General features: G+C 38.1%; 15 protein-coding genes. 8 read left to right on the top strand and 7 right to left on the bottom strand.

The genetic code is table 11. The features are described 5' to 3' along the window. Nucleotides 1–8: 8 nt before the first annotated feature. Together QF042_RS12880 and QF042_RS12875 are read right to left on the bottom strand one after the other, a co-directional pair. Nucleotides 9–719: a DUF3307 domain-containing protein gene (locus QF042_RS12880; protein WP_307528944.1), complete on the bottom strand. Its 711-nt coding sequence runs from the start codon at nucleotides 717–719 to the stop codon at nucleotides 9–11. Beyond that, nucleotides 719–1330, bottom strand: a complete 612-nt coding sequence (locus QF042_RS12875; protein ID WP_307528942.1) for a SatD family protein — start codon at nucleotides 1328–1330, stop codon at nucleotides 719–721. The genes QF042_RS12880 and QF042_RS12875 overlap by 1 nt, the downstream gene beginning before the upstream one ends. A 155-nt stretch (nucleotides 1331–1485) precedes the next feature. On the opposite strand from QF042_RS12875, the gene QF042_RS12870 reads away from it, so the two are divergent. The 6 genes from QF042_RS12870 to pdeM all read left to right on the top strand — a co-directional run bounded on the left by QF042_RS12870 (nucleotide 1486) and on the right by pdeM (nucleotide 7699). Beyond that, nucleotides 1486–2514, top strand: coding sequence for a ligase-associated DNA damage response exonuclease (locus tag QF042_RS12870; protein WP_307528940.1), 1029 nt, complete (start codon nucleotides 1486–1488; stop codon nucleotides 2512–2514). A gap of 2 nt (nucleotides 2515–2516) precedes the next feature. Then, the gene (locus QF042_RS12865; protein WP_307528937.1) at nucleotides 2517–4112 is read left to right on the top strand and encodes an ATP-dependent DNA ligase; all 1596 of its coding nucleotides are present in this window, start codon (nucleotides 2517–2519) and stop codon (nucleotides 4110–4112) included. Between the two features lie 392 nt (nucleotides 4113–4504). After that, a complete protein-coding gene (locus tag QF042_RS12860) occupies nucleotides 4505–5125 on the top strand; it encodes a DEAD/DEAH box helicase (protein ID WP_307528935.1) in 621 nt (206 codons plus the stop codon). A gap of 28 nt (nucleotides 5126–5153) precedes the next feature. Beyond that, the gene (locus tag QF042_RS12855; RefSeq protein WP_307528934.1) at nucleotides 5154–6599 is read left to right on the top strand and encodes a helicase-related protein; all 1446 of its coding nucleotides are present in this window, start codon (nucleotides 5154–5156) and stop codon (nucleotides 6597–6599) included. 10 nt (nucleotides 6600–6609) lie between these two features. Continuing rightward, the gene (locus tag QF042_RS12850) at nucleotides 6610–6984 is read left to right on the top strand and encodes a hypothetical protein (protein ID WP_307528932.1); all 375 of its coding nucleotides are present in this window, start codon (nucleotides 6610–6612) and stop codon (nucleotides 6982–6984) included. A gap of 76 nt (nucleotides 6985–7060) precedes the next feature. Further along, entirely contained in the window at nucleotides 7061–7699 is a 639-nt protein-coding gene (gene pdeM, locus QF042_RS12845) for a ligase-associated DNA damage response endonuclease PdeM (RefSeq protein ID WP_307528931.1), read from the top strand. On the opposite strand, the gene trxA is transcribed toward pdeM, so the two are convergent. The 5 genes from trxA to QF042_RS12820 form a co-directional block, all read right to left on the bottom strand. Beyond that, entirely contained in the window at nucleotides 7696–7992 is a 297-nt protein-coding gene (gene trxA / locus QF042_RS12840; RefSeq protein ID WP_307528929.1) for a thioredoxin, read from the bottom strand. The two genes, pdeM and trxA, sit on opposite strands and share 4 nt — an antisense overlap. Nucleotides 7993–8185: 193 nt before the next feature. Then, a complete protein-coding gene (locus QF042_RS12835; RefSeq protein ID WP_307528927.1) occupies nucleotides 8186–8800 on the bottom strand; it encodes a hypothetical protein in 615 nt (204 codons plus the stop codon). Nucleotides 8801–8873: 73 nt separating this feature from the next. Next, a complete protein-coding gene (locus QF042_RS12830) occupies nucleotides 8874–10223 on the bottom strand; it encodes a dihydrolipoamide acetyltransferase family protein (protein ID WP_307528925.1) in 1350 nt (449 codons plus the stop codon). Between the two features lie 56 nt (nucleotides 10224–10279). Next, nucleotides 10280–11524, bottom strand: a complete 1245-nt coding sequence (locus tag QF042_RS12825; RefSeq protein WP_307528923.1) for a competence/damage-inducible protein A — start codon at nucleotides 11522–11524, stop codon at nucleotides 10280–10282. 4 nt (nucleotides 11525–11528) lie between these two features. Next, a complete protein-coding gene (locus QF042_RS12820; protein ID WP_307528921.1) occupies nucleotides 11529–14099 on the bottom strand; it encodes a putative LPS assembly protein LptD in 2571 nt (856 codons plus the stop codon). 164 nt (nucleotides 14100–14263) lie between these two features. Between QF042_RS12820 and QF042_RS12815 the strand changes: the two genes are divergently transcribed. Both QF042_RS12815 and QF042_RS12810 read left to right on the top strand, forming a co-directional pair. Further along, nucleotides 14264–15127, top strand: a complete 864-nt coding sequence (locus QF042_RS12815) for an N-acetylmuramoyl-L-alanine amidase (RefSeq protein ID WP_307533285.1) — start codon at nucleotides 14264–14266, stop codon at nucleotides 15125–15127. A 12-nt stretch (nucleotides 15128–15139) separates the two neighbouring features. Continuing rightward, nucleotides 15140–15916, top strand: a complete 777-nt coding sequence (locus QF042_RS12810) for an N-acetylmuramoyl-L-alanine amidase (protein ID WP_307528919.1) — start codon at nucleotides 15140–15142, stop codon at nucleotides 15914–15916. Nucleotides 15917–16072: the final 156 nt, after the last annotated feature.

Genomic DNA, 16072 nt, shown 5'->3' with positions numbered 1-16072 from the left:
TGCTTTTTTTATGCAATAAACATTTGAGTAAGCATGGCAGTTACAATGGCGATGCCAAAGCTTAACAACGTTCCGATCAGTACATATTCTGTTAATTTAAGATCGTGCGCTTCTTTTAAATCGCCGAACCGAAATATAGATTTGGCCGCGAGTAAAAAGCCAACGGCTTCAAAATGATTGGTTAGAATAAACAAGAAAATCAGCACCCTTTCCAGTATTCCAATATATTTACCTGCATTTTGTAGCGACTGTGGGCTGTCTGGCTGGTTATCTGGAAGCCATTTAGCAATAATTACCCGCATAACAATCGATGTAGGCATCGTGAGAAATAAAGCCCCTGCTATTAAAATCCAGGTTTTGGTTTCATTGAAAAAACTGATATCTAAACTTCCTTTGTAAAAAAAGTGCCACACTATTACTATCGAAGTGAAATGTAAAACCTGATCAACAAAAAACAGTATCCGTGCATTTCTTTTAGTCTGAAAAATCGACTTTAAAGCATCAATCACAAAATGGAGTACTCCTATTGAGAGTGCTACCTTCCAAACGCCAAAGTTTAAGAAAATAAGGAATATCAAAGCTATATGGATGGCCACATGCAAATAGAGCTTTATTGATCTTAATTTTTTCCTTTCTTTATCTTTTACCCAAGCGTTTGGTTGTAAAAAGAAATCTCCAATTAAATGGACAAGAATAAGCTTGATTAAATAGATATCCATTATTTTAAAATCATTTGGTTCAATTTTTTACGGTAAAGCCTGTCCATTTCCATAATTTCGGTATAATGTGCACGCTTCAATGCTTCGCTTACAGATGATTGTGTCCGGCCCGAGATAGCCGCCAGTTCGCTTTGCAACAGGTTATTGTTCTCCAGGGCAAGTTTTACCATTTCGGCAGCTACAACTCCCCAGCTATCCATTGATATCAGAGATAACTTTATTAAAACGTTAATTTCCTCATCAAAATCAGCGGAATCAGTTTTAATGGCTAAATTAACCTTAGCCTGTTTTAAACTGTCAAAAGCCGCCCCTGAATTCACAAAAGCATCCCCACTGGATTCTGAAAGTTTCTTCCGTTTGTTTTTTATATCTCCAATTCCAATTCCCATCCTTACATCTGCAGGTTTATTTACCCTGATACACGCTTTTAAATAAGCAGCAGCCCTGATGGCGTTTTCTGGCTCAACTTCTACCTGAAAACTATCCCCCCGGTAAATCTCCCACTTACTATTCTGACCCGAAACTATTTTTAAAGCAGTTTTTAAGCTCAATAACCAGCTATCTTTAATCTTCCTTGAGCCTACAATATCACCTGTTATAATACAAATCATGCTACAATATCGAACTTATTATTCATATTTCAAAACTAATATCGGCTAATTACCCGATATTTCTATTTATCTGGTATTTAGCCGATATTTCAAATTATCGGGTATTTAGCCGATATCCATCTAAAACTAATTAATAAATTTATTGTTTAGTAGCTATGGCATTAATAGAATTCACCAAAAGAGGAATTTACTGTAAGCAGGGCGATTTTTATATCGACCCCTGGTGGCCTGTAGATTATGCTGTTACAACACATGGGCATAGCGACCATGTGCGTTTTGGAAATAAATATTATCTCTGTCATACCTTAACCAAACCTATTATAAAACGCAGGATCAGTGAAGATCTGAACGTAGAAACATTAGAATATGGAGAAAGCATTATCCGTAACGGAGTGAACATTTCATTTTTTCCTGCCGGACATATTATCGGATCTGCCCAGGTACGTTTAGCTTATAAAGGTGAAATTTGTGTAATCTCTGGTGATTATAAAATTGAAGACGATGGCATTACCACGCCCTTTGAACCTGTAAAGTGTCATTCTTTTGTTTCTGAAAGTACTTTTGGCTTACCAGTTTACAAATGGCAAAAGCAGGAAGTTGTTTTTAATGGAATCAAAAGCTGGATAAGTGATAATATTATACAGCAAAAAACAAGTGTATTAATTGCCTATAGTTTGGGTAAAGCGCAGCGTTTAATTAAAAATTTGGCTGGTGATATTCCTATTTATGTACATAACAGTATTGCTAACCTGAATGAAGTGATTATTGATGCAGGTGTAAAGCTTCCCAAAACCATCAGAATTACTCCTGAAACCACTAAAGACGAATTGCAGAAAGGCATTGTAATTGTGCCACCTGTCATGAGAGATAGCCGCTGGATCAAAAATTTAGCTCACCCCGTAACAGGTATTTGCTCTGGTTGGATGCAGGTTCGGGCGCATCGCCGTTGGCAAAGTGCCGATGCTGGCTTTGCACTGAGTGATCATGCAGATTGGCCAGGTTTAATGGAGGCTGTTACAGCAACAGGTGCAGAAAAAGTTTATGTTACCCATGGTTTTACGGCAGCTTTTAGTCGGTTTTTAAATGATGCGGGTATAGAAGCTGCTGAAGTGCTAACTAAATTTGGGCAAGAAGATGATGAGGAAAATAAAGTGGATCTGGTTGATCAGAACGAAAATAAATAAGGATGAAACGTTTTGCTCAATTAATCCAACAGCTCGAACTGAGCAATAAAACCAACGACAAAATTGCAGCATTGGTTAATTATTTTAACTATGCTGATGATAAAGATAAGGTATGGGTTATTGCATTATTTACAGGTAAAAAGCCTAAAAGACCAATTAAATCAGCCCTGCTTAAATACTGGGCCATAAACATTACCGAAACGCCCGAATGGTTGTTTGCCGAAAGTTATGCCAATGTTGGCGATTTAAGCGAAACCATTGCTTTGTTATTGCCACCCGCCGAAAACACTTCTGATTTTCAACTGCATAAATGGGTGGAAGACTTGCATGATCTGGAAGGCAAAGATGACGAAATTAAGAAAGAATTTATTCTGAGCGCATGGAACAAACTTGAAACACAGGAACGTTTTATTTTTAACAAACTGATCTCAGGAAATTTCAGGATTGGTGTTTCCAATAAAATGCTGGTGAACGCACTGGCTAAACAGAGCAGTTTAGATAGTGCCCAGATTATGCACAGTATTATGGGTAAATGGAATCCTTATGAAATTACCTTTCACGAACTGATAAATGGTATCCATGTGAATACCGATAACTCCTGGCCTTATCCCTTTTGCCTGGCCTATGCCTTAGAGCAAGAACCCGAAAAACTGGGTGATATTTCTGAATGGCAGGCTGAATGGAAATGGGATGGCATCCGCGGACAGATTGTAAAACGGAATGGAGAACTATTTATCTGGAGCCGTGGCGAAGAACTGGTTACAGAACAGTTTCCCGAACTGCATTTTATGATTGATGTTTTGCCTGATGGCGTGGTTTTAGATGGTGAGATATTGGCGGTGCAAGACAAACAGGTTTTATCATTCAGTACGCTGCAACAACGCTTAAACCGTAAAACAATTAATAAAAAACAATTGGAAGAAGCCCCTATTGGATTTTTTGTTTACGACATTTTAGAATATGAAGCAAAAGATTTCAGGGAAGAACCTTTAAGTATAAGACGAAAAATACTCGAAGGGTTAATTGGTGGTTTAGCTGAAAGTCCGGTGATGATATCTCCTGTAATCAGTTGCAGCTCTTGGGAAGAATTAGCGGCATTGAGACAAACTTCGCGATCGATTAACAGCGAAGGAATTATGTTGAAGAAGTTAACCTCTCATTATCACAGTGGAAGAAAACGGGGCGATTGGTGGAAGTGGAAAATTAATCCATATACGGTTGATGCAGTAATGATTTATGCGCAAAAAGGAAGCGGCAGAAGGGCTAATTTCTTTACCGATTATACCTTTGCTGTTCGTGATGGAGAAAACTTAGTCACGATTGCAAAAGCCTATTCAGGTTTAACAGATAAAGAAATTAAAGAAGTAAACTCATTTGTAACCCGAAATGCAATTGAGAAATTTGGGCCGGTACGCACGGTAAAACCCGAACTGGTTTTCGAAATTGCATTTGAGGGAATTGCTGAAAGTAAACGGCACAAAGCAGGATTAGCGTTGCGTTTTCCACGTATATTGCGGTGGAGAAAGGATAAAAAAGCCGATGAAATTAATACTTTGGAAGATTTGAGGCAGTTGTTAGCATCAACATTACAAAATTAAGCCATGATCTCCATAGAACAGATTAATATAAAAAATAATTTGAAAAGCAGGTTCCTGTGTGCATCGGAATCGAAAGCCCTGCCATTCGCTTTACTTCGCCCGATGAAAAATCGGGCTTGTGTTCGCTACTGTCAGGTTTAGCTTACTTAGGTTTGCCTCTCGATTTTAAACCCGACAGCAGCGATACCCTTTTTGTTATTAATAAATTTACATTTAACGGTAATCACAAAAAGGTAAAGCGAATGGCGGGGCTGCTGTAACCGAAGGACTACTGTTATTGCTTTTCTTCTTAAGCCATGGTCTGTGTCCGCACAGCCATTATTATAATTCGGGAATTTTCGGTCTGTGAGGACACAGACCGAGGAATAACTATCAAAGAAACAACATTAAGCATGGACCAAACCAAGACCAAAGGTTATAAAAAGATAAAAGCCTGGTTAAAGGCCAATAAGCGCAGGCCTTTTCAGTTTCAGGAAGATGCCTGGCAGTATTATCTGGATGGTTACGGTGGTTTGGTAAATGCGCCAACTGGATTCGGAAAAACTTTTTCTTTATTTTTAGCGGTAGTGATTGAAGCCTTAAACGCCTCAGAAGCTAATAACAAGAAAGCGAAAGACCGTTTGCAGTTAATCTGGATTACTCCGCTCCGCTCCCTGGCCAAAGATATTGCAAGGGCTATGCGCGAAACTTTATTGGAGCTGGAGTTAGATTGGCACGTGGGCGTCCGCAATGGCGATACCTCTCAGGCAGAAAAATTGCAGCAGAAAAAATCGATGCCCGAAATTTTGTTGATTACCCCGGAAAGCCTGCACCTGCTATTGGCACAAAAAGGTTCTTCAACCTTATTCAGAAATCTTAAGTGTATTGTTGCTGATGAATGGCATGAGCTTTTAGGGAGCAAACGCGGTGTGTTGGTAGAATTGGCGATATCGCGGATTAAAGGGCTCCAAAAGTTAGAGAAAAACCAGTTTTTAAGGAATTTGGGGGATTTCTGCCACCATTGGCAATATTGAAGAGGCGCTGGATGTGCTCGAACCAAATATGGAAGCCAAACGGATTATTGTTAAAGCCGATTTAGAAAAGAAAATCCTAATCAAATCAATTTTACCTGATGATATCGAAACATTGCCCTGGGCGGGGCACTTGGGTTTAAAGCTGGCTTATAAACTTTTACCAATTATCGAGAAAAGTAAAACCACTTTAATTTTTATCAATACCCGTGGACAATCGGAAATGTGGTATCAGCATTTGTTGAATATCGAACCCGAACTGGCCGGGCGGATTGCCATACACCATGGATCGATAGATTTTGAACTTCGTAACTGGATTGAAGATGCCTTACATACCGGACAGCTCAAAGCAGTTATTGCCACCTCATCGTTAGATTTAGGCGTAGATTTTAAACCTGTTGATACTGTTGTTCAGGTAGGGTCGCCAAAAGGTGTTGCGCGGTTTTTGCAAAGGGCAGGGCGCTCTGGCCACTCCCCTCACGAAATCTCTAAGATATATTTTTTACCTACCCATGCTTTAGAGTTAGTAGAAGCAGCAGCGATTAAAGAAGCGGCCAAAACCAACAATATAGAGAGCCGTGAGCCCTTTATTATGGTATTCGATACCTTGGTTCAGTATTTGGTTACACTGGCCATAGGCGATGGATTTGATGATAAGATTATTTACGAAGAGATTAAGAACACCCATGCTTTTAAACTTATTCTCCCTGAAGAATGGACCTGGGTAATGCAGTTTATTACTTCTGGAGGAGATAGTTTAAGTGCCTATACGGAATTTAAAAAGGTGGTTAAGGATGAAGATGGACTTTGGAAAGTGAAGAGCAGGCAATTAGCCATGCGACACAGGTTACATATTGGAACAATTGTAAGTGATGCCATGTTAAAAGTTAAGTTCCTCTCTGGTGGTTATATCGGCATGGTTGAAGAATATTTTGTTACCCGTTTAAAAGCCGGCGATAATTTTCGTTTGGCAGGAAGGGTTTTAGAATTTATCCAGGTAAAAGATATGACCGTTGTGGTGAGGGTAAGTAAACAGAAAAATGCAATCTCTCCAAGCTGGAATGGTGGCCGCTTACCCCTGTCTTCCAATTTAGGGTCTGTTTTACGAAAAAAATATAATGAAGCATTGGATAAAACGCATCAGGATGAAGAATTAGATGCCGTGTATCCTTTGTTTTTACTTCAGGAAAAACGTTCTCATGTGCCCAAAAACGACGAGTTGCTGATCGAACTCATTAATAATAAAGAAGGTTTTCATCTCTTTGCCTATCCATTTGAAGGGCGTTTGGTACATGAGGTTTTGGCGGCCCTGGTAGCCTATCGTTTAAGTAAATTGTTGCCCATCAGCTTTTCTATTGCCATGAATGATTATGGCTTTGAACTTTTAAGTGAAACGGAAATCCCTATGGACGAATCAATTGCCTACGAGGTTTTTTCGCCTGTAAATTTAACTGAAGACATTACGCGTGAGCATTAATTCAACTGAAATGGCAAGACGGAAATTTAGAGATATTGCCTGCATTTCCGGACTCGTTTTTCAGGGCTATCCAGGTAAATATGTAGCTAATAAGCATCTCCAGTCATCTGCTGGTCTATTTTTTAATGTTTTTAGCGATTACGATAAACATAATTTACTTTTGCGGCAGGCATACGATGAGGTTTTTTACCATCAACTGGAAGAGCCAAGATTGGCAGCAGCATTGGATCGAATCCAGCATGGGACAATTGTGATCACGAATCCTAAAAGTTTTACACCGCTATCCTTTCCAATTAAAGTAGATAGCTTGCGTGAAAATATGAGCTCGGAAGAATTGGAACAACGCATTGCCAGAATGAAGGCAGAATCGGAGAAAATTAAATAAATTACCTGTCACGTTGAGCCTGTCGAAACACCTCGAAAGTCCTTCGACAAGCTCAGGATGACATAGCATAAAATTAATGACCATTACAAGCCAGGGTGAAGAACTGATTTTAGACAAAGAAAGGGCTTTATTTTTACCCAAACATCAGCTCTTGGCTATAAGCGATTTACATTTGGGTAAATCTGCACACTTCCGTCAGGCAGGTTTGCAGGTACCTGCTACCATTGCCCAAACAGACCTTCAACGCTTAAGTTTATTGATTAAACAATACCATCCCAAAACATTATTAATTAATGGAGATATGTTTCATCACGGTTTAAATACCGATATTGATGAATTTTCTGTATGGAGAAAACAATACCAGGAACTTAATTTTCTTTTGGTAAAGGGAAATCACGACCGGCTTTCGAATGCCAATTATGCTGCAATGGATATCGAAATACATGAACCTAGTTTTTGTTTAGGCCCTTTTTGTTTTATCCATGATGCGCCAAATTGCACCGAAGAAGAATTATACCCGATTAGTGGGCATATCCATCCGGGTGTAACTATTGTAGGCAAAGCCAAACAAAGATTAAAATTCCCATGTTTTTATTTCGGTAAAGAGTATGCTGTATTGCCCGCTTTTAGTTTATTTACAGGGCTTTATACTATCTATCCAAAAGTGAATGAGCGTATTTTTGCGGTAACCCCCAAAAGTGTGGTAGAAGTTTAGGTATGGGCATCAATTACCTGTTTCAGTTGCGATGCCTGTAAAACGCCACTTTGCCTCCAAACCTGTTTTCCATTTTTGAAAAGAATTAAAGTAGGCACCCCCTGGATATTAAATGAAGAAGCTGCAGGCTGATTTTTATCGATATCTACTTTAATGATAGAAACAGCATCGCCAACCTGAGATTTTAACTGTTCTAAAACCGGCTTCATCATTTTACAGGGACCACACCACTCGGCAAAAAAATCTATCAGTACAGGTTTATCACCGTTAATTAAATCTGAAAACTTAGCCATGATATTTGTGTTTATTTAGAAACAACAAAAAATTAGATTGGTTTTTAACGAAAAATCGTCATTTCGAACGAAGTGCAACGTAGTTGAGAACCACGAAGTGCTCAGCGAAGCTAAATCTATAATAGCTCTCTCTCCCGAAAGTTCGGGACTATGCTTCAGTCGAGATGACGAATTTGATTGATTAATTATTCAATTAAGCACTTATAGGCAGTTCCGCACTTAACGCAGCAATCCAATCTTCAAATAAAGCCTTTTCGATTTTGATTACTTCAGCTGCATGATTTTCCCAATCATCAGAAAAACTGACCAATTGGTTCATCATTTCTTCCAGGTGCCCCTCTTCTTCCAAAATAATCGATTTTACATTTACCTTGCTTTTAGCTTCGTCTAAAACGGCTTGATAAATTGGATACAGTTCATCAGCACGCACTTCAATAGCATAAGTAACAAACAAATAGGCAGCGAATTTTAAATCATACCCGGAAAGATTAAATACAGCTTTTAAATAACGACAAACCGCAATATCTAAAGCATGCAAATAGTATTTTGTATGATTTGGAGATAACAACTCGGCATTGGTATAAGTTTTACAAAGTGCCTCATCAATCTTCGAAATCTGCTTTTTTAAATAATAAGCATGGCGATGTTCTTCTGCGGCATGTTTAAGAATAATCAGGTTTACATTTTCTTTATGCTCAGAAGCTGAAATCTTCTTTGCACCTGCATTTTCCATATAAGATAGCGTATTTAACCATTTGGCATGCAATACGTTATCTGAAACTATCGATTTTAAATTTGAAGCTAACATTCTAAATTGCTAAACTGGTAAATTATTTAACTATTGGCATGATGCCAACTGAGAACTGTAAATTGCAAACTGATTAAATCTCCCTGTTCAGATCCCAGCTTTCTAAATAATCTGCAACTCTACGCACAAACATTCCCCCTAAAGAGCCATCTACAACCCTGTGGTCGTATGATAAAGACAAAAACATCATGTGTCTGATTGCAATCACATCGCCATGTTCGGTTTCCAGCACTGCAGGTTTCTTTTTAATGGCGCCAACAGCCAAAATAGCCACCTGCGGTTGGTTAATAATTGGTGTACCCATTACATTTCCGAAGCTACCTACATTGGTTAATGTAAAGGTACCACCTTGCGTTTCATCAGGCTTTAGCTTGGAGTTTCTTGCCCTTGCAGCTAAATCATTAACTGCTTTTGTTAAGCCCACCAGATTTAACTGATCAGCGTTTCTGATTACCGGAACGATTAAGTTTCCGCTCGGCAAGGCGGCAGCCATACCAATGTTGATATTATTCTTTTTAATGATCTGTGTTCCGTTAACCGAAACATTGATCATTGGGAAATCTTTTATCGCTTTGGCAACCGCTTCTACAAATATTGGAGTAAACGTTATTTTTTCATTTTCACGTTTCTCGAAACTGTTTTTTACTTTATTGCGCCATAAAACCATGTTGGTTACATCAGCTTCAACAAACGAAGTTACATGAGGTGAAGTGGTTTTACTCATTACCATATGATCGGCAATTAGTTTACGCATTCTATCCATCTCAATAATTTCGTCGCCACCACTTACACTGGTTGTTGATGTTTTATTTACAACTGGTGCTGATGAAGTGACTTTATTTTCACTTGTTTGGCTTGTTGGCGGTGCAGGCGCTGTTATTGCAACAGTTTTAGTTAATATAGATCCTCCACCATTTTTCTTAGCAATATAATCTAACAGGTCATCTTTATTTAACCGCCCATCAGCGCCAGAACCTTTAATTGTATCCAGCTCAGCTAATGAAATATTTTCCTGGGCTGCAATACTTTTAACCAGAGGGGAATAAAAGCGCTCAGACGAGCTAAAATCAGTTGCTACAGTAGTATTTTCTGATGGTAGTTGTGCAATTCCAGGAATAGTCTCAATTTCCTCAGCTATTGGTTTTTCTGCAACCGGGGCTTCAGTTGTTGAGGGCTCTCCACCTTCAGTTTCAATAATGGCAATTACATCGCCCACCTGGGCAACTTCATCTGCCGCAAATAACTGTTTTACCAATTTACCGGCAACCGGAGAAGGAACTTCAGAATCTACTTTATCAGTAGCGATTTCCAGAATGGTATCATCTAAATCAATAGAATCGCCTGGTTGTTTTACCCATTTAATCACCGTTGCTTCCGCAACACTTTCACCCATTTTTGGTAACAATAGTTCGTATTGAGCCATATTAAATTACAGTATTTTATATTGGTAACGCCACAAAAATACAGTTTTTATTCTTTCTAAACTGTTTCTTTAAGTAGATTTAATAGCATGGCTAGTGCCGATGCTGCAGAACGTTCGATGTTTTGAATCCGTTTGTTGCTGAAATTAAACACCTTAGCTACAGTTTTGTGTTTTGAAGAAATTGCAATCCATACCGTACCTACTGGTTTGTCTTCTGTTCCACCATCTGGACCCGCAATGCCACTAACCGCAATAGCATAATCCGTTTTGAAATGTTTAATCGCGCCTTCAGCCATTTCGGTTACGGTTTGCTCGCTCACAGCACCAAAGGTATTTAATGTACTTTCTTTTACACCAAGGATAGATTCTTTTAGCTCATAAGCATAGGCCACCGCTCCACCCCAATACACCGAAGAACAGCCCGGATGCTGGGTAATTAAGTGTGCAATATATCCACCAGTACAACTTTCGGCAGTTGATAAGGTTAAGCCTCTTTCTTTCATGATATTCAGGATGGCTTTTTCCATCGGAATATCTTCATCAATTACGACAAACTTGGTCACTTTTGCCATGATCTGTTTGGCATAACCCTCAACTTCTGCTTTTAAAGCAGTTTCGTTATCTCCCTTGGCTGATAAACGCAAACGTACCTGACCTAATTTTGGCAAATAAGCCAATTTAATGTGTGCCGGTAAACTATCTTCAATTTCCTCAATCTCTTTGGCCAGAAATGATTCGCCTATATTTGCAGTAAGAATGGTTTTATGAACAATAAACGGAAGCTTAAATCTACTTGTGATTCTGGGTAGAATTTCGTCATCCATCAGGTACATCATTTCGTAAGGTACACCTGGCATCGATATAAAAATGGTGTCATTTTGTTCAAACCACATGCATGGAGCAGTACCATTTTTGTTTACAATAACCTCACAACCATCCGGAACATCAGCTTGCTGAATATTGATATCCAATAAAGGGCGCTTATATTTTTCAAAAATCTGACGGACCATTTCAAGTGCACCGGCATCATTCCTAAAGCCCATATTAAAATACTTTGCCAAAGTTTTTTTGGTAATATCATCTTTGGTTGGTCCTAAGCCGCCAGTAATTAAAACAATATCTGCCCGTTTTTCGGCAAGTTCGAGCGCTTCAATAATATGTTGCTCATCATCAGAAACTGAAGTAATCTGCTTAACAGAAACGCCAATTAAATTTAACTGTTTGGCCATCCAGGCAGAATTGGTATCAACGATTTGGCCAATGAGAATTTCATCACCAATGGTAATAATTTCGGCTAGCATAAATTTATTGGTATGTGCTGTAAAAACCTTGTCTTTTGCTCAATTTCAAATCCTGCAATATCGATGCCTTAACTTTTATGGTTACAGAATAACTTTTATAAGCTCCGTATGGCACCCAGTTTACACTCATATCCCAGCAGTGTAAATCCCGATAAATCGCTAAATTCATCGGGGTTAAACCATTGTTCTTAAAATCGTAGCCAGAGTTAAATGTAACTTTCCATTTTGGTGTTAAGTTAACATCGCCATTAAAATTTAGTGTATTTGAAATTGTACTGTTATTTCCGTCATTCGAATACTGAAAACTGTAAGAGAATGAGAAATTCCATGGAATATTAAAATCGACAAATGCATTCGGATCACGACTTATAGCCGCTAATTGTTCCGACTGTATATCGGTCATTCCTTTTTTGTTGGCTGCCTCCCCTAATTTATCGTTAGCCTCGTTTTTACGTTTTAACGCTTCTGGGTTTAAACTGTAATCGAATGAGAAACCAAAATTGGTTAAACGTGGCAGGAATTTGTTCTTTTGGAAAAATAAGCGATCTTCTCTTATTTTAATGGTTTGACCATTAACCGTTGTATCTTTTAAAGCATATGGATCTAAAGTTCCATTATAGTTTATTCCTAATTTATCGGTAAACTGTGATCGACCACTAAAACCAATAGTAGATAATTTATAAGATGGAGCCAGGAAATTATATGATCCACTAAAACTCAAACCCTGAATAATCGGGATCTTTTTTGAGCCTGTTCCTGTTGTATCATTTTTATTCCTCACCTTCAGTTCTACGGTATTATCCAACCCAAAACCAATGGATGCATTGGGGCCGCCAAATGAGCCCGGCTGTGCCATACCATCAAAAATGGAATATTTTAAAGGTTGCCCACTGGTATAAATCTGATTACCATGCTGATCTATTGCAGGTCTGAAAGGCCCCGCTCCTGCTTTGGTAAAATCTGGAGAGTAAGAGAAGGAAACGTTTGGAGTCATTACATGCCTTAATGCCTGAATTTTACCAGCCGGATTAAAATCTCTTCTTCCATAAATTTTAGTCGACATACTGGTTGATAAGCTGTAACTCCCTGCTCTTTTAAACCCACTGAGGGTGTCTTCTCTAAAAGTATAAGTGTTATCTGCAAACTGCGTATATCTTCTATTCACACTCTGGAAATTCCAAACTTCGTTGTAGGTACCACCTATGCTAAAGTTAAGGTATTTTAAAGCCGTAAATGACATATTTACAGGGATGCTATGCGAAAAACCACTTCTTAACCGCTTTAAGCCATCATTTTGAAACAACAAACTATCAAAAGTATCAATTCGGTTTGTTCCTTGTAAGCTATAACCTATGGTAAGTTTTTCATACCATTTTTGTTCGCCAACAGCATCTTTTGGACGAAATGGGTTAAATGTAGGTACATTGAATGTCATTTCAGGTAACCTTAACGATATTGCTCTTGTACTTAAAGTCTGATCACTTGATGCAGCCAAAGAGAAATTCATCCCGTTCGAATAGGCCTTCGCGTAACTGATACTACTACTTGTTGAGTTGGTGGCAATGGTGTTAATATCGTAAGTAGTACCTGCTGCAGTATTTTTATAATATCCCCTTTTTCCTGTCGATACTAATCTTACACTTGCACTAAATGTGGTACCAGGATTAGCATTGGCATTCTGGCTATGGCTCCAGTTAATGCTAAAGTTTTTGGTGGGGTTTCTAAAAGCCTCAGTACCTTCTAAACCATCTTTAAAACTAGAGTAAGCTAAGTTAATGTTACCGTTATATTTATATCTTTTGGTGTAATTACTCAGCAAACTTGTTTCATAAGAGCCATTGGTATAAATAGAACCTAAAAGTTTAGCATCCCAGTAATCGTTCAACCCCAGGTAATAACCACCGTTTTGCAAGAAAAAGCCTCTTGTCGCATCTTCACCTGGTGTGGGAAGGATTACACCTGATGTTCGTTTATTGGGTTTTGGAAAAAATGCAAATGGCAGTCCCAGAAAAGTGGGAATATCTTCAATAATCATGTAAACCGGTCCCGTAATAATCTGTTTCTCTGTTACCACTCCTTTAGAAATCATTAATCCAAAATGCGGATGGGGAAGATTACAGGTACTGTACATTACATTTTTAATGTGCAGCTCATCATCAATTTGTTTTTTACTCTGCCCACCAGAGAAGAAACCTCCTTCTTGTTCAGAAAAAACGCCATATACTTTCGCCCGGGTTGTTTCTGAATTGTAAAAAATAGAATCTGCTATGGCAGTTCCATCAGCACCCGACTTAAAGATTGGTTTTCCGGTATATCTACCAGTTTTCGGATCTTTAACACCACGGGCGAAAATGGAATTTTGCTTTTTGTCGTATTTGATATAAGCTGCATCTAGCTCAAAATCACCGTATACCACCCTTGCGTTTCCGTATAAATAGACAATGCTTTTATCGGCACTCATTTTTACTGAATCCTCTGCTTTGTATTCTACTTTTTGGTCGATACTACTATTATTTTTACCGGTCTTTTTAGTCGTATCCTTTTTAGTTGTGTCTTGCTGGATGATTTGTTGCAATGAAAAATGAGAAAATGCGTTAGCTTTACCAACAACAAGTGTTAATAAAATGACAGATATTAGTAAAATAGAGCTCTTAAGAAGTTTCAAATTCGTATTTGAATGTTATTTTTGCACAAATGTTTAATCAAAAACGTTCAAAATTAGTGAAAAATATACCATTGATGTATCTTAAATCCTTTTTAACAGTTATTATTTATTTAGTGTTATCAAATTCAATTGATAATCAAGCGTTTGCGCAAGAATATAAAATTAAAACAATTGTGATTGATGCTGGTCATGGTGGTAAAGATGGTGCAACCCATGGCGTATATTCTAAGGAAAAAGATGTAGCACTTAAAACTGCATTGAACCTTGGCCGGGCGCTTCAGGATAGTTTAAAAGATATCAGGGTTATTTATACCCGGCAGTCGGATGTATTTATTCCTTTATACGAGCGTATCAATATTGCAAATAATGCAAAAGCCGATTTATTTATTTCTATTCACTTAAATGATATGCCGGTTAGGGTATCGAGAGTGGTAGATTATTATAAAAAAGTAAGAGGTAGAAAAGTACCGGTTTACAGAACGGTAACCTCTAAAAGCACCTCAACGAGGGGAACAGAAACCTTCGTATCAGGAACTCGCCGTTTAGGTGAGCAGGATGAGGTGATCAAACGTGAAAATGCATCGATGTTTCTGGAAGAGAACTATCAGAAAAACTATGAGGGATTTATTGCGAACACGCCTGAGAGTGACATTATGTTATCGTTAATGAAACAAACCAATAGAGAAAGGAGTTTAAAGTTTGCTTCAATGCTTCAACAAGAATATGTTAATGCAGGCCGTATCAACCGTGGTGTACAAGAGAAAAGCCTTGCGGTATTGGCTCGTGCAGCTATGCCGGCTGTGCTAACTGAAATAGGTTTTGTGAGTAATCCGGATGAAGAAGACTACATGAACTCTCCTGAAGGACAAAATGAGATTGTGAATGGAATTATTAAAGCAATTAAAAATTATAAACGCATAGCAGAAACATCATTTTAATATTCCTGATGCATGAAGATTAAACTTCTGATTACAATACTTTTATTTTCGTTACTAGTTGCTGAAAAAGCTCCTGCTCAAGGTTATAAGATCAAAACAATTGTTATAGATCCTGGTCACGGTGGCAGAAAACCCGGTGCCTCTGGTCATTTTTCGAAAGAAAAAGATATTTCGTTAAAGATTGCATTAAAATTAGGCGCATTATTAAAAGAGGAACTACCTGATATTAAAATAATTTTTACCCGTAAAACGGATATTGATGTTGATTTGTACAGGAGGGCAGAAATAGCGAACGAAGCTAAAGCAGATCTTTTCATATCGGTACACTGCAATTCGATGCCACCTGGTAATAAGCATATTAAAGGGGTGGAAACATTGGTTGCGGGCTCGCATCGGTTAAAAGAACAAGACGCTGCCATCCGTGAGAATGCTGATATTAAATTGGAAAAAAATTACAAAAGCAAGTATGATGGGTATGATCCAGGCAATCCAAGTAGTTTTATCCTTTTATCACTTTTAAAAAATACCTTTAGAGACAAAAGCATTAAATTTGCCAAATTAATACAGAACAGTTATATCAGCAGGGATAAACGACTTAGCCGTGGTGTTAAAGAACAAGGGGTTTTGGTACTGCAGCGCTGTGGTATGCCCGCCGTTTTAACAGAAGTAGGTTTTATCTCGAATACAGAGGAAGAAAAATATATTAATTCCCAAAATGGACAAAATGAGATCGCCAATTCTATTTTGGAAGCAATAAAAACATACAAAAAAAATATTGAGGTTAAATAAGTGGCATTATAAATGATAGTTATTTTAACTTTGAAAAAAAATATAAAACTGATACCAAACAAATAGTGCGACCTTTGTGTATTTATAAGGTTTAGCACAAAAATTAATTACGCTCAAAACAAGTGAAGAAATGATACCTCAGCACTTGTAGCCATT

This window comes from Pedobacter sp. W3I1 (genome assembly GCF_030816015.1).
Classification (GTDB): Bacteria; Bacteroidota; Bacteroidia; order Sphingobacteriales; family Sphingobacteriaceae; genus Pedobacter.
The sequence above is the reverse complement of the archived record's forward strand: the minus strand, read 5'-3'. Positions and strand labels throughout refer to the sequence as shown.

Bases quoted from the DNA above. Each gene is read 5' to 3' on its own strand.
- QF042_RS12880 (WP_307528944.1), bottom strand. From the start codon at position 719: ATGGATATCTATTTAATCAAGCTTATTCTTGTCCATTTAATTGGAGAT.
- QF042_RS12875 (WP_307528942.1), bottom strand. From the start codon at position 1,330: ATGATTTGTATTATAACAGGTGATATTGTAGGCTCAAGGAAGATTAAA.
- QF042_RS12870 (WP_307528940.1), top strand. From the start codon at position 1,486: ATGGCATTAATAGAATTCACCAAAAGAGGAATTTACTGTAAGCAGGGC.
- QF042_RS12865 (WP_307528937.1), top strand. From the start codon at position 2,517: ATGAAACGTTTTGCTCAATTAATCCAACAGCTCGAACTGAGCAATAAA.
- QF042_RS12860 (WP_307528935.1), top strand. From the start codon at position 4,505: ATGGACCAAACCAAGACCAAAGGTTATAAAAAGATAAAAGCCTGGTTA.
- QF042_RS12855 (WP_307528934.1), top strand. From the start codon at position 5,154: ATGGAAGCCAAACGGATTATTGTTAAAGCCGATTTAGAAAAGAAAATC.
- QF042_RS12850 (WP_307528932.1), top strand. From the start codon at position 6,610: ATGGCAAGACGGAAATTTAGAGATATTGCCTGCATTTCCGGACTCGTT.
- pdeM (WP_307528931.1), top strand. From the start codon at position 7,061: ATGACCATTACAAGCCAGGGTGAAGAACTGATTTTAGACAAAGAAAGG.
- trxA (WP_307528929.1), bottom strand. From the start codon at position 7,992: ATGGCTAAGTTTTCAGATTTAATTAACGGTGATAAACCTGTACTGATA.
- QF042_RS12835 (WP_307528927.1), bottom strand. From the start codon at position 8,800: ATGTTAGCTTCAAATTTAAAATCGATAGTTTCAGATAACGTATTGCAT.
- QF042_RS12830 (WP_307528925.1), bottom strand. From the start codon at position 10,223: ATGGCTCAATACGAACTATTGTTACCAAAAATGGGTGAAAGTGTTGCG.
- QF042_RS12825 (WP_307528923.1), bottom strand. From the start codon at position 11,524: ATGCTAGCCGAAATTATTACCATTGGTGATGAAATTCTCATTGGCCAA.
- QF042_RS12815 (WP_307533285.1), top strand. From the start codon at position 14,264: ATGTATCTTAAATCCTTTTTAACAGTTATTATTTATTTAGTGTTATCA.
- QF042_RS12810 (WP_307528919.1), top strand. From the start codon at position 15,140: ATGAAGATTAAACTTCTGATTACAATACTTTTATTTTCGTTACTAGTT.